Source organism: Nannocystis bainbridge (assembly GCF_028368995.1).
GTDB lineage: Bacteria > Myxococcota_A > Polyangia > Nannocystales > Nannocystaceae > Nannocystis > Nannocystis bainbridge.
The window spans coordinates 346,093-359,585 of record NZ_JAQNDL010000002.1; the positions used below are offsets into that span (position 1 = coordinate 346,093).

The window sequence follows — 13,493 nt, forward strand, 5'->3', positions numbered from 1 at the left end:
CTCCGGCGTCGGGCCGCGCCGCCGGCGGACGTTGCGAGGGCGGGTCGGATTGACTATACCGTGAGCACGTCTGGCGGACGCAAAGTGCCCCCAATCGCCGCTGCGCGACCGGGTAACCCCGAGGGAGGACACATGAAGACCACCGACGTCGTTCGAGGCTATGATTTGTGGGCGTCCACGTACGACCGCATCGACAACCCGCTGGTTGCGATGACGGCAGTGGCGATGCGGCGCTGGCACCCGACGGGGCGCCGCGTGCTGGAGCTCGGATGCGGGACGGGGCGCAACGCGCCGTTCCTGCTCGAGCGCGGGTTCGAGGCGTACGTCGGCGTCGACGTGTCGCCGGGGATGCTGGCCGAGGCGGCGCGGCGCGTGCCCGACCCGCGGGCGCGCTTCGTCGAGCGCGACGCGGCCGAGGCGCTGGAGCTGGGCGATTTCGACGGGGCGCTGCTGAGCCTCGTGCTCGAGCACGCCGAGGACGTGGCGCCGCTGCTGGCCTCGGCGGCGCGGGCGGTGCGATCGGGCGGCTGGCTGCACATCTTCGAGATCCACCCGCGCTGGCGGGCCGACGGCGGGCGCGCGCACTTTCAGCACGAGGGCGAGGACCTGTTCCTGCCGAGCTACCTGCACGACGTCGCGGCGATCCAGGCGGCGATGGGCGACGACTGGACGCTGGTGTCGGCGACCGACTGGTACGCCGATCCGGCCGCCAGCGCGAAGCTGGCCCGCCGCCGCGGCCAGCCAGTGCTGCTCGAGGTGACGGCGGTGCGCGCGTAGGCGCGCCCGGGAGATGTCCCGAGAGACATGTGGGTCGATCGCCGGCCCGCGCGCGGGTATCGTCGCCGTCGTGACGGGACGAGGCGCGCGGGCGGCGATCGTGGCGATGGGCGTGGCGCTGCTGGGCACGAGCCCGGAGGCGGCCGCGGACGCGGTGATCTACGACGACGAGAGCCTCGTGGAGGTGCCGACCGAGATCGTGGTGCGCGGGGTCGATGCGCTCGGTGACGTGATGCTCGTGGTGTATCCGTACCCGTGCGTGCTGGGCGGCGCGATCACGCGGTTGGAGAAGGCGCTGGCGAGCGACCCGGACGCGAAGATCGAGGGATCGCCGGAGGAGGAAGAGGGTCGCGGTTACCACGTGGTCCGCGAGGGCGCGGCGTTCGCGAGCCTCAGCAATTACGAGGGGCCGTACAACCTCTGCTATTTCTTCGGCCTGCCGCGCGCGGCCTTCCCCGAGCAGGACGGGGCGATCGCACGGCTCGAGGAGCTGTCCGACGGGGGCCGCTGGCGGCTGTTCTCGCGCGACCCCGCGGTGCTGCGGACCGGGGTGCCGCTGGCGATGGCGGGGCTGAAGAAATCGCCGGGGGCTCCGCGCTCGCGGGTGGTGTCGTACGCGGCGCGACTGGTCGACGGGGTGCTGAAGATCGAGGCGACCGAGTGGGCGTGGACGACGAAGAAGAACGGCCGTGTGCGGCGCGAGGACCCGCGCAAGCTGTCGCGCGAGGCGCTGCTCGCGGTCGAGCCGCACGACGAGCTCGATCTGGTCGAGGAGCAGCCGTGGTTCGCGGGGTCGCTGGCCCAGGTGGCGGATACGACAGGTCCTGAAGGACATGTTGAAAAGGACAGCCTCGATACGAAGGCCGCGGCGGGACCGGCGGTCGCGAGTGGGCCCGCCGTGAAGGCGAGCGCGAGCCCGGGGCCGGTCGCGGGACCCGGGCAGATCGAGCCGGCGCGGGCGCAGCCGTCGCCTGGCTGGTGGGACAGCCGGCTGTGGTACGGCGGGGCGTGCTTGCTGGTGGCGCTGGGCGCGGGGCTGGTGCTGCGGCGAGGGCGTTGAGGGCGGCGTCAGGCCTGCGAGCGATCGGGGACGCGCACGCCGTCGACGACGATGTCGGCGAGCACATCGGCGAACTGCTCGACGCTCAGGCCCTGGCGCAGCGGGTCGTCGCGCACGAGCGGGGCGAAGCGGGTGAGCGCCTGCAGGACGACGAAGCGAGCGTGGCGCTCCTCGGCGGTCCAGGTCGCCGGGGCGACGGCGGCGTCGAGGAGGTGACCGATGAAGCCGCCGGCGTCGGCCATCGCCGCCGCGAAGCGCTCGGGCATGGCCTCGATCAGGGCGGCGAGCATGTCGGGATCGCTGGCAGAGGCGCGGGTCAGCAGCGGCGAGGCGGCGACCATGAGGATCGAGGCGCGCACCCACTGCCGCAGGCGATCACGCGGGGCCAGGTCCGGCGCGTCGAAGCCGTCGAGCACGGCGAACAACCGCAGCTTCTCGAGCGCGCAGGCGACGTAGAGGACGTCGAGCTTGGTGGCGAAGGAGAGGTAGACGGTGCCCTTGGCGATGCCGGCGGCGCGCGCGATGTCGTCGATGCTGGTCTTGCGATAGCCGTGGGTGACGAACAGCGCGATCGCGGCCTCGAGGATCTTGAGGCGCTTCTTGCCCCTGCTGCTCTCGGGGTCGACGTCACCCACCGCTTCCGCGAGGGCGGCGCGCATCTCGGCGAGGGTCTCGAAATTCATGTATGACCAGTTTGACAAATCAGGTCATTTAGTCAATATTGGTCTCAAGCCCGCCGGGGAGTCGTTTGGAGCCGATGTCGGCGCGAATCCGCGCGCCTGCTCCGCGCACCGCGCAGGGCCCCAGGAGTCATGGCCATGAAGTGGAGTCAGATCCGCGAGCTCAGCCGCATGCAGCGCGAGGGCCGATCGATCGGCGACATCGCGGCGCTCAAGTTCTCGTACCTGGCGGGGTCGAAGCACGCCGGCAATCACCGCCTTCACACGCTGCCGACGCCCAGCCTCGAGGTCGACCTGGCCAGGCTGCGGGCGCTGCCCGAGGGCACGGTCGGCCGCGCGCTCGCCCACCAGCTCGACCGCAACAAGCTCGAGCCGCTGGTGATCAGCGACGAGATGAAGGCGCGCCTGGCCGACAACCCGCTGGCGCTGCGCTACACGACCACGCACGACCTGGTCCACGTGCTGACCGGGTTCCCGACCACGCCGGCCGGCGAGATCGGGGTGTTCGCGTTCATGATCGGGCAGGGCTTCGGCTCGTCGCGCGCGCTGCTGTGGACCAGCGCGGCGGTGTATGGGCTGCTGATGCCGCTGCACGTGGCGGGGATCGTTCACAACGTCCGCGTCGGCCTGCGCATGGCCCGGGAGACGCCGCCGATGCTCGAGGCGCGGCTCGAAGACCTGATGGCGGTGCCGCTGGCAGAGGCGCGCGAGCAGCTCGGCCTGCGCCCGGAGACGATCGCCGCGATCGCGCCGGGGCACGACAGCTGGCTGGCCAAACGGATCCTCGCCCAGTCGCCGAGCAAGGCGATGGCGTGAGCTGCTTCTGTGACATGTCCTAAGGGACATGTGTGTGTTTGCGAAGCGTGAGGTTGGGCGGCGACATGTCCCGATGGACATGTTAAGGTCGAGGTCCGATCTGACCCGGAGGACAGGGGATAGATTCGGGCGCCGGTGGGGTGGCCCGGAGGACAGGTGTCATCGCCGCGACGGCGGGTGAGTGTCGCAGCATGTCCCGGAGGCCAGGTTCGTCAAGCGCCCCGATCGAGGGCGACGTCGAGGAAGGCGTGGCCGTCGCGCTCGAACACGGCGCCGCTGCGCAGCGCGAGCGGGCGGGCGAAGCCGGGCAGGTCGGTGACGAGGGTGTGGAACTCGCCGTGCTCGCCGCAGGGATCGACGGCGGCCGGCAGACCGGACAGCAGGGTGCTGTCGAAGCTGCGACCGAGCCATTCGGCCCCCATGCGCGCGAGGTCGACGGCGACGAGGGTCGCTCGCAGGCCACCGGCGATCATCGCCCGCGCGAGTTCACCGGTGTCCTGGCCCCACAGCGGGAAGACGGCGCGCAAACCTGTCCCTCGGAGCATGTCCTCTCGGTAAGCCCGGATGTCGGCCAGGAACAGGTCGCCGAACGCGATCGCGTCGATCTGCTCGGCGCGGGCGCGCTCGATCACCGCGCTCATCCGGGCCTGGTAGACGGCGTTGGGGCACGGGTCGGGCAGCGCGACCTGCCACAGCGGCAGGCCGAGCGCGTCGGCCTGGGCCAGCAAGACTTCGCGCGGAGTGCGGTGCATGACGACCCGGGCGTCGTCCTCGCGCGTGGTGGTGAGCAGACCGACGAGCTCGACCGCAGGGTCGCGCGCGAGCACGACGCTGGCCCACGCGGAGTCTTTGCCGCCGCTCCAGGCGAGGATCGTTCGGGCGCGCTTTCGCGGCATCACGTCGTTGGTAGCAAAGGATCGCGCGACGCGGGAGGCGGGGCGAGCGGCCGCGCGGCTTGACGCCGACGCGCGGGCGGGCCTACGCTGGCGATGGAGGCTTAGTCCGGGCTTCCTTCTCACTCATTCTAGAAACCAGCTCGGGCGCTTACCTCCACCTTTTCTCCGCCGCCCATGGGAGTCACGCACACCGCCACGCGCGAGGCGCTCCTGCGCCGCCAGGGGCTGGTGTTCGTGGCGCCGGGCGCGGCGACCGCGAGCGAGCGGCACCTGCAGGCGATCGAGCTCGAGCTGGCGCAGCTCGGGTACGTGATCTCGGTGCGGCTGCGGCAGCGGCTGGCGACGCTGACGCCCGAGGAGCTCGCGCCGCACCCGCGCCTGGTCGCCGGCGCGCTGGCGGCCCAGTTCGGCGGCAATGTCCCCTACACGCCGCTGTTCCGCCGCTTCCCCGAGGATGTCCCGAAGGACACGCGCGACGTCTACCTGCACAAGGTGCTGTGTCACTTCCTGCAGACCGAGGGCCAGCCGTGCGTGTTCTGCCGCCGCGTCGGCACGACCCACGTGCTGAGCCCGTGCCTGCACGTGGTGTGCGACCACTGCTTCGACGGCGCCAACTACAGCGCGTGCCCGGTGTGCGAGCACCACGTCGACCGCAGCTCGCCGTTCTTCAAGCCGGGGCTGTTCCTGGCGCGCAGCCTGCCGAAGGAGAAGGTCCGCTTCAAGCTGCTCGACCTCGGCGAGGACCTGCCGGCCGCGGCGCGAGAGCTGTTCGAGTCGTTCTGCGCGCGCACGCAGGTGATGTCGCCGGTCGACGCGACGGACCTCGGAGCGATTGTCGACGATTTCGCCGAGCAGGTGCTGGCGTGGCTGCCGGACAAGATCGCGGTGCGTGAGAACGTGGCGCGGATCTTCGGGGCGCTGCTGCGCAAGTGCAACGCGCCGGCCACGTTCGCGATGGCACAGGCGCACCTGGCGACGGCGACCGACGTGCTGCGCACGCTGGCGGTTTATTCGGGCGCCGATCCGTCGTTGCAGGGCGCGACCGTGAAGCGGCTGGTGGCGCGGCCGAAGGAGGGCGCGGCCGAACCCAGCGGGCTGGCCGCCCGGATCGAGAAGATCTTCGCCGGCGGCCGGCGACTGCCCAAGGCGGAGACGGTGTCGGTGCCGATCCACGCGTACCGCTTCAAGGTGGGGCCGCTGCGCCGGCCGCTGCGGCGGGCGCTGCTGGCCCACCTCGAGGCGATGCACCCCGACGGGCTGGTCGAGGACATGCTGCGCCACCGCTCGTACTGGCAGTGGGTCGGCAAGTTCCTGCATCCGCACGAGTTCGCCGAGCAGTTCCCGCAGGTGGCGCGCGCGTTCGCGGTGGTGCGCAAGAAGGCGCCCGACGGCACGCCGGCGCCGCGGTTCATCGGCTTCCACGCGGCGATCGAGGCGGCGGCGCGGGCCGGCGACGCGCCGGCGATGATCGAGAAGCTGCGGCAGCGACCGGGCGAGCTCGGGCGCCGCTTCGACCACGCGCTGCGGATCGCGGGCGCCGACGCGGCGGCGCAGGACGTGGTGATCTCGGCGTTCGTCGCGGCGGCGCCGCGGCTGGCGAACCCGCTGCTGCTGACGTTGCACGGCCACCTGCCGACGCGCGGGCGGCCGGCGGCGGTGCGGCTGTTCTGGCCCAAGGGACAGGTGGCGAAGGGGGTCTCGGCGCCGGACGTCCGGCCCACGCTGGCCCCGCAGGCGATCGCCGCGGCCGGGCAGGTGGTCGAGCGCGAGCTGCTGCGCCGCCTGGCCGACAAGCCGAAGTTCGCCACCTGCGTGCTCGACGAGGGGCTGCGCGACGTGATCGTGCCGTTCAACGAGCGCACGGCCAGCCGCGCCGCGGTGTCGCTGTCGCGCGGTACGAAGGTGGCGCTGCCGGCCGGCGAAGTGGTGCGCCTGTTCCTCCACTGGTGTCAGCCGGAGGTCGGCGACTCCACCGATATCGACCTCTCGGTCGCCTTTTACGACGAGCAATGGGCCTACGTCGGGGTGTGCTCCTATTATCAATTGCGATTCGACGGGGCCGACAAGCGGCCGATCGCGCAGAGCTCGGGCGACCTGCGCGACGCGCCGTACCCCGACGGCGCGGCCGAGTTCGTCGACGTGCACCGCGAGCGCGCCCGGGCCCAGGGCATCCGCTACGCGGTGATGGTGGTCAACAACTACGCTGGCATGCCGTTCTCGAAGCTCGAGCGGGCGTGGGCCGGGATGATGCTGCGCACGGACCTCGGCGGCCGGCAATTCGACGTCCGCAAGGTCGAGCTCAAGTTCGATCTGCAGGGCGAAAACGGGGTGTTCATGCCGCTGGTGCTCGATGTCGCCGAGTCGACGATGCACTGGCTCGACGTGTACACGACCGGTGAATTCGAGTTCAACAACGTGGAGACCTCGAACAAGGCGATCACGAAGATCTGCCCGGAGATGATCGGCTACTTCGCCAGCGGGGCCCGGATCTCGATGTACGAGCTGGCGCTGCTGCACGCGGCGGCCCGCGGCCAGCGGGTGGTGGTGCGTGGGCCAGACGGGCTGCGTGGGTTCGAGCGTGGGGCCGATGAATCGGCGGAGGCGTTCTTGCGGCGGCTCCGCGCCGGTGAGGGGGCGAGCCCGGCGGAGCTGCCCGCGGCCGAGGGAGCGCCGGTGTTCGCGGCGCTGCTGCACGGCGACGTGGAGCTGCCGGCGGGCAGCGTGTGCTACGCGCTGTTCCGCGAGCGGGTCATCGCTCCGATCGCGGCCAGCGACCTGCTGACGTGAGCGGCGGTCCGGCTGTCCGCTCGCGGCGGTCCGCGTGCGCGACCTCGACGCGGCTGCTAGCATCGAGGACGGCTCGATGCGCGCGCTCGAAGCACAGCCCCGGATCGCCCGCGAGTCGTATCGCAGCTTCGCCGAGACGGCGCTCGAGCGGGCGCTGCGGGAGGGGCTGCCGGCCTGGTCGGAGCCGGGGCCGCCGCACGAGCTGTGGGCCGCGGCGCGCATGGCCGGGATGTTCACCGGGCTGGTGTGCGCGGTGGCGATGGTGCCGCAGGTGTTCGCGGCGCTGCTGCTGTGGAACGTGCTGGCGCTGGTCCGCAGCGCGCAGGGCCGCGAGCCGCCGGCGGATCGCTGGCTGCGCGGGCGGATCGGCCGCTACCGGGTGCCGGTCGGCGATCTGAAGCACTGGCAGCTTCACGGCGCGGTGTGGTTCGGGCGCGTCGAGCTGGTGCTGCGGCGCGCTCACGAGCTGGCGGCGGAGGCGGTGCGGGTGGTCGAGCCCGAGGCACGCCTGGCGTGGACTGGGCCGAGGCGGCTGCGGGTGGAGGTGCCGTGGACGCGCCAGGGCGGCGATCACCGCCGGTTCGATCGCCTGGTCCGCTTCCTGGCGGCCCACCGCGACGAGCTGCAGCTCGAGCGGATCACCCTGGTGCCGCGGGAGGGACATGGCCCGAAAGACACATAGGCGGTGATGCGGGCGGTGGGTGTCGCGAGATGGCGCGAGGGACATGTTCTTTAGAGCATGTCTTCGATCACCCTGCGCCGAGGTCGAGGCGATCAGCCGCGGGCGCGCCAGTCGGCCAGGGCCTTCGCCTCCTGCTCCGGGGTGATGGCGAACTCCGGGGCGTCGCGGCGCTCGGCTGGGACGGTCGGCCACCAGGCGAGGGTGTCGCGCACGGTCTCGGCGAGCGGGCGGAACCGCAGGCCGGCGGCCACGGCCCTGGCGTTGCGCGTCGACATGTGGCCGAGGTCGTTGCCCTTCAACATGACCCAGGGGACAGCATCCGAGATGCCGTGGGCCTCGAGGAACGCGTAGTCGTCGACCCACACCAGGCGGGCTTCGGGGTTGACCGCCGCCTGCGCGGCCGCGAGGAACTGCGGCATGGTCATCGGCTCGCGCGGGCCGACGGCGTTGTAGATCCCGCTGCGGCCGTCCTCGAGCAGACGCAGCATGAATTCGGCGAGGTCGCGGACGTCGATCAGCTGGACCGGATCGCCCGGGCGCCCGGGGGCGAGCACGTCGCCGCCGCGCTGCAGCCGGACCGGCCAGTAGGGGAAGCGATCGGTGGTGTCGCCGGGGCCGACGATGTAGGTCGGGCGGACGACGAGGCCGCGCTCGCCGAAGGCCTGCAGGACCTCGCGCTCGCTGCGAGCCTTGGCGACCCCGTAGGCCTCGGAGCCGTCGGCGGGATCGGTGGCCTCGAGGCGCACGGGCCAGGCCTCGTCGGCGCCCGCTCGCAAATAGGGGTAGTAGACGCCGGTCGAGGAGGTATAGAGATAGCGGCCGACCTGGTCCTTGAGCAATTGCGCGGACTGCCGGACCCACTCGGGGCGGGTGGCGGAGTCGTCGACGACGATGTCCCAGCGCCGGCCGACGAGGGCTTCGAGCTGGCCGTCGCGGTCGCCGGTGAGGCGCTCGACGCCGGCGGGCAGCTCGGCTTGTCGGCGGCCGCGGGTGAAGATCGTGACACGATGGCCGCGGGCGACGGCGTGGCGGACCAGGTGCGGGCCGATGAAGCCGGTGCCGCCGAGGACGAGCAGGTCGAGCGGGCGGGCAGGACTGTCGGGGGCGACGACGGCCGGCCGCGGGCCGCAGGCAGCAGCCGACAGGGCGGCGGAGAGCGCGAGGAAGCGGCGACGGGTGGGCATGGCCTGTCGCAAGGGTACGAGGCCGGGGGCGGGCCGCAAAGCGGCGCGCAGCCGGTTGGCCATGGACGGCCGGCTCGCTCCCTGCGACTCACGGCAGGCTGACCCGACGGTGCGGGCGATTCGTGGATCGCTACGGCATGTTGGACTGCGGCAGGACCGACAGCTCGAGCGGGGCGTGGCCGTTGTAGCCGACGGCGTGTTGATTCCAGACCATCGCCTCCGGCCGCGGCTGGACGCGACCGGCGTCGTCGCTGGCCCGCGCCATCAGGCGGTAGCGTCCGGGCTCGGCGTCCTTCCACGTCACCTCGAAGCGGACCCACATCATCGGCTCCGGCGCGTGAAGGAGCTTGGCCGACCGCCACCCGGGCTCCCAGATCGGGGCCCACCGGTCCTGCGCGACCTGGCGATCGATCCGGACCTCGACCTGCTCGATCGCCCCGGCGCCCGACCACGCGCGCCCGTGGAGGGTCCGATCGCCGGGGCCGAGGGTGATGTCCTCGGCCAGCTCGAACGCGCTGCGCACGGGGCCCACCGTGGCCAGGATCGGCTCGGCGTAATCGGGGCCCGCGAGCACCTGATTGCGCTGAAAGTGGGTGAGCGGCAGCGGCTCCTGCGAGACCTCGATCCGGCCGAGCCACTTGACCGCAGAGTTGGCACCCCAGCCGGAGAAGATCGCGCGCAGGGGATAGCCGTGATCGATCGGCAGCGGCTCGTCGCGCATGCGATACGCGAGCAGGGTGTCGTCCGCCAGGACCTTGTCGATGGCGATCACCTGCGAATACGGCAGATCGCCGGCCTCGGTGGCCACGGCGTCGAGGCTGGTGAACTGCGCGTTGGCGGCCGGGCCGAGCCCGACGGCGTCGAGGAGGTCCTTGACCCGCACGCCCGTCCACTCGGTCGCCCCGACGGCGCCGAAGTGCCATTGTGTCCACCCGGTGGGCAACCACTTGATGCTCTGGTACGGCGAGACCCGGGGGAAGAATGCGCGGCAGTTGACGCCGCAGTCGAGGACGCGGCGGCAGGTGACGGCCGGGAACGCGAGCAGTTCGTCGTAGGTGAAGGCGCGCGGCTTGGCGACGGCGCTGCCGGCGACGTGGAGGCGCCAGGTGGTGAGGTCGATCGGGGGCGGGGCGGCGCGGCTGTGGATGTACATGCGATCGTTGGGGACGAGGTCGCCGTATTCGGGCGCGGCGCCGAAATTCATCTCCTCCGAGCCGTTGCCCCGCGAGATGAAATAGGCCGAGGGCGTCGGCTGGACGACGTAATTGGGCGGTGGCTTCGGCGGCACGAGGTCCCCTCTTTGCGAGAAGAAGAATCGCCGGTCGCGACCGTGCGCGGCGGCGACCTCGAAAGCTATCACTGCGAGCTCGGCCGGCAACGGCGGCCCGGACGGTCCGCGCGGGGGAACGCGGTGTGCGGTGATTCTTGGCGGTCGACGCGAGCGTGGGCCTGCGTCACTCAGGGCGGCGTGAGGGGGCCGCAGCGCACGCCTGCGCGGGCTTCGCGGGCGGCGCGGTGCGTGAACGAGCCGGCGAAGGGTCGAAAAAGTCCGCGCAATCTCGCTCGCTGACGGAGCATCGTCTGCCATCGCGGCCATGCGCGAGAGGACATGTCCGAATGGACATGTGAATGGGCGAGAGTCTGCGCGATCTCGCTCGCGACCATCGTCCGCCATCTCGGGCATGGGCGAGAGGACATGTCCGAATGGACATGTGAAATGTCGATGGTTCGCGCAATCTCTCGCGGACGGAGCATTCTCCTCTATCGCGAGCATGGTCGAGAGGACATGTCCGCATAGACATGTTAAGGGGCGAAGGGCCGCGCAATCTCGCTAGTGATCCTCGCCCGCCATCCCGGGCATGCGCGAGAGCACATGTCCGGGTGGACATGTCTATAAAAAAGCCCAGGTTCAGCGATAGGCGCCGCGTGGCGCGACGCCCGTGGTCGCGTGAATCACGGGCGGGACCCCGGCTGGCGCCGACGGCCACTGCACCTCGTAGGCCGCGCCGGGCTCGACGATCGCCTCGAACAGCTCGAACTGGCCGTCGGCGAGGAACAGGCCGCGCTGGCGGAGGAAGCGCTGGCGGGCGCTCTCGGTCATGGCGGGCCGGGTGACGGCGGTGAGCGGCAGGCCGAGGGTGACGGCGTCGGCCTCGACGTGGCGACCGTCGATGTCGAACGCGCTCGAACGCATCTCGCGGAGGACCCAGATCGGCGGCCAGGCGTCGCCGGGCGCGTCGAACAGGACGCCGAGCTCGTAGCCGAGGCACGGGCGGCCGGAGAACGGGGCGGCGAGCAGCGGGCCGCGGGGCTGCGGCTGGCCGACGGCGCGCGCGGCCACGACGGCCTCGGCGGCGACCAGCGGCAGCGGCATGTGCCAGCGCGTGGGTCGGCTGCTGCCGCGCAGCATCAACGCGCGGCCGATCCGGCGCCGGCCGAGGCGATGGGCCAGGGCCGTGGCGCCGCCGCCGAGGCCGAGCAGCGACGGCCAGCCGAGCGCGACGAGACCGGCCAGCGCGAGGCCGCCGGCGCAGCCGATGCCGATCGCCGCGCCGGCCGCAACGGACGCGAGACGGACCTGCCACTTGAGGCGGTCGGGCGGGTGCCGACGCTCCTCCTCCTCGCGCTCGCGCAGGGCCTCGGCGACGTGCCAATAGTCGAGGTCGATCCAGGCCGTGCGCCCGCACGAGGGGCAGGCCGGATCGGTGTCGCAGAGGTAACCGCAGACGTCGCACAGGAACATGCAGTCGAACGATTCCTTCGGCGAGCCTGCGCCCAATTGATGCGGGCGGATCGAGCTGCGCTTGCTGGCGATGACGGCCTGCTCGCGCTTGAGGCGGGCGATGGCGTCGACTGTGGCTCCGCCCCAGACCATGCTCGCAGGATAGCCGAGGTCCGTGGACCGCGGAATACGCGGGGAGCGAGGTCGGTTCCGCCCGACGAACCAAAGGCGGTGGGGCGGTCGTGTGCGCGAAATCGTGGCAATGTCGTGCCTGCCGGCCTGGTCATCGTAAAGGGAGAGGACATGCAGTTTCACAACTTTGGAATGATCTTGATGACATGCGCCCTGGCGGGCTGTCCGGGCGAGAAGAACGACACCGAAGGCGGCACCGATCCGACGGCGACGGGCGGCGAATCGGCGTCGACGAGCGACGGAGCGACGGGGCCGACGACCTCGGGATCGACGGCGACGAGCACCGGCGAGGCGACCGAGCCCGGCGCGACGAGCACGAGCGACGGCGACGCGACGGGCCCCGGCGAGACGAGCACGAGCACCGGAGAGCCGGGGCCGACGACCTGCGAGAAGTACTGCGCGCTGCTGGTCGCGTGCATCGGGCTGACGCCGGAGGAGGCCGCGACGTGCCCGCAGGACTGCGAGGCGGAGCTGGTGGAGCTGGATGGCGAGTGCCGGGTCGCGGTGGTGGCGACGTACGAGTGTCACGCGGAGCTGACCTGCGCGCAGCTCGATGACCTCGAGCAGGGCAAGGTCGGACCGTGCACCGACGAGGGCAAGGCGCAGGAGGAGGTGTGCGGCTTCGGCGATTCTTGCGAGCTCACCGGCGGGGGCGACGGCTCGGAGAATTGCGAGTACACGCGCAAGTGCGCCGGCGAGCCGGAGATGATGATGCGCTGCACCGAGGCGGCTTGCGAGTGCCTCGAGGCGGGGGTCAAGTTCGGCGAGTGTGCTCCCGAGCAGGTCTGCAGCGACATCGCGGGGCTCGAGGCCAAGGCGCTGTCGTGCTGCGGGATCGGGGCGTGACGGCGGGGCGAGCGGCCGAGCGGTGAGATGTCCTCAGGGACATGTCCTGAAGGTAACCTCGGGATCGGGCCTCAGGAGGGGTCGAGATCGGGGTAGCGGCGGAAGATGCCGTGCTCGTTGAAGGCCAGGCGCCGCGGGGAGGCCAGGTACGCGGCGATGCGCGGGCGGGCGGCCACGCGGTCGCCCAGGCGCAGCAGCGCGGGCGTGCCGCGGGCGTGGCGGGCGAACGCGTGGGGGAAGGCGTACTCGAGGCCGAGCAGGGCCTGCAGCAGCGACAGGTCGGCGTGGCAGCAGGCCTCGCCGAGCAGCCACGGGCCGCCGCTGCGCTGCAGCACGCGGTCGAAGTAGGCCAGGAACTTGGGCAGCCGGGCGTCGCGGAAGGCGGCGGCTCGCAGCGCGGCGGCGTCGCGCTGGTCCTCGTAGTATTGCGCGCTCGAGATCGGGTGGTGGGTGTCGTGGGCCTCGGCGACGAGGTCGCTGATCGTCAGTTGCAGCTGCATGGCCTCGGCGCGGCCGCCATCTGTCCCCGGGGACAGGTCGTGACGATCGCCGAGGAAGCCGCAGATGTTGGCGGTCTGGGCGATCACGAGGTCGCCGGCGCGGAGGATCGGCGGGGCGAAGGCGGGCAGGCCGGGCAACGACTCGAGGGCGCGCACGATGGCCGCCTCGCCGCCGCCCTCGGAGGCGGGCCGGCGGGCGACGTCGAGGTAGGGCGCGCCGGCGTCCTCGCAGACGAGGCGGACGAACTCGCCGCGGCCGGGGATGCCGGGCCAGTAGTAGAGCTCGTAGAGATCGGCGGTGGGCATGGTGATGAGCGAGTGTGGCCGAGGTCAGGGTCGTCGGCGACGCGC

Annotated in this window: 12 protein-coding genes; 6 read left to right on the plus strand and 6 right to left on the minus strand. The window is 71.9% G+C overall.

Annotated elements, in window-relative coordinates; all coding sequences use genetic code 11:
- Positions 1-132 precede the first annotated feature (132 nt).
- Positions 133-777, plus strand: coding sequence for a class I SAM-dependent methyltransferase (locus POL25_RS19035; RefSeq protein ID WP_272087518.1), 645 nt, complete (start codon positions 133-135; stop codon positions 775-777).
- A 70-nt stretch (positions 778-847) separates the two neighbouring features.
- On the plus strand, positions 848-1,837 hold the full coding sequence (locus tag POL25_RS19040) for a hypothetical protein (protein WP_272087519.1): 990 nt from the start codon (positions 848-850) through the stop codon (positions 1,835-1,837).
- An 8-nt stretch (positions 1,838-1,845) separates the two neighbouring features.
- Here the strand turns inward: POL25_RS19040 and POL25_RS19045 are convergent, their stop codons facing one another.
- Positions 1,846-2,520, minus strand: coding sequence for a TetR/AcrR family transcriptional regulator (locus POL25_RS19045; protein ID WP_272087520.1), 675 nt, complete (start codon positions 2,518-2,520; stop codon positions 1,846-1,848).
- Positions 2,521-2,655: 135 nt separating this feature from the next.
- Between POL25_RS19045 and POL25_RS19050 the strand changes: the two genes are divergently transcribed.
- Entirely contained in the window at positions 2,656-3,333 is a 678-nt protein-coding gene (locus POL25_RS19050; RefSeq protein WP_272087521.1) for a Coq4 family protein, read from the plus strand.
- A gap of 212 nt (positions 3,334-3,545) precedes the next feature.
- Here the strand turns inward: POL25_RS19050 and POL25_RS19055 are convergent, their stop codons facing one another.
- Complete coding sequence (locus tag POL25_RS19055) at positions 3,546-4,229, minus strand: Dph6-related ATP pyrophosphatase (RefSeq protein WP_272087522.1); 684 nt, start codon at positions 4,227-4,229, stop codon at positions 3,546-3,548.
- Between the two features lie 174 nt (positions 4,230-4,403).
- On the opposite strand from POL25_RS19055, the gene POL25_RS19060 reads away from it, so the two are divergent.
- Together POL25_RS19060 and POL25_RS19065 are read left to right on the plus strand one after the other, a co-directional pair.
- Positions 4,404-7,016, plus strand: a complete 2,613-nt coding sequence (locus POL25_RS19060; RefSeq protein WP_272087523.1) for an MXAN_6230/SCO0854 family RING domain-containing protein — start codon at positions 4,404-4,406, stop codon at positions 7,014-7,016.
- A gap of 34 nt (positions 7,017-7,050) precedes the next feature.
- Positions 7,051-7,698 (plus strand): hypothetical protein, encoded by a 648-nt coding sequence (locus tag POL25_RS19065; protein WP_272087524.1) that lies wholly within the window; start codon positions 7,051-7,053, stop codon positions 7,696-7,698.
- Positions 7,699-7,790: 92 nt separating this feature from the next.
- Here the strand turns inward: POL25_RS19065 and POL25_RS19070 are convergent, their stop codons facing one another.
- From POL25_RS19070 to POL25_RS19080, 3 genes are all read right to left on the minus strand, one after another.
- A complete protein-coding gene (locus POL25_RS19070) occupies positions 7,791-8,882 on the minus strand; it encodes an NAD-dependent epimerase/dehydratase family protein (protein ID WP_272087525.1) in 1,092 nt (363 codons plus the stop codon).
- A gap of 130 nt (positions 8,883-9,012) precedes the next feature.
- A complete protein-coding gene (locus POL25_RS19075; RefSeq protein WP_272087526.1) occupies positions 9,013-10,170 on the minus strand; it encodes a molybdopterin-dependent oxidoreductase in 1,158 nt (385 codons plus the stop codon).
- A gap of 621 nt (positions 10,171-10,791) precedes the next feature.
- A complete protein-coding gene (locus tag POL25_RS19080; protein WP_272087527.1) occupies positions 10,792-11,757 on the minus strand; it encodes a hypothetical protein in 966 nt (321 codons plus the stop codon).
- A 150-nt stretch (positions 11,758-11,907) separates the two neighbouring features.
- On the opposite strand from POL25_RS19080, the gene POL25_RS19085 reads away from it, so the two are divergent.
- Entirely contained in the window at positions 11,908-12,642 is a 735-nt protein-coding gene (locus POL25_RS19085) for a hypothetical protein (RefSeq protein ID WP_272087528.1), read from the plus strand.
- Between the two features lie 71 nt (positions 12,643-12,713).
- Here the strand turns inward: POL25_RS19085 and POL25_RS19090 are convergent, their stop codons facing one another.
- The gene (locus POL25_RS19090) at positions 12,714-13,448 is read right to left on the minus strand and encodes a glutathione S-transferase (protein ID WP_272087529.1); all 735 of its coding nucleotides are present in this window, start codon (positions 13,446-13,448) and stop codon (positions 12,714-12,716) included.
- Between the last annotated feature and the right edge of the window lie 45 nt (positions 13,449-13,493).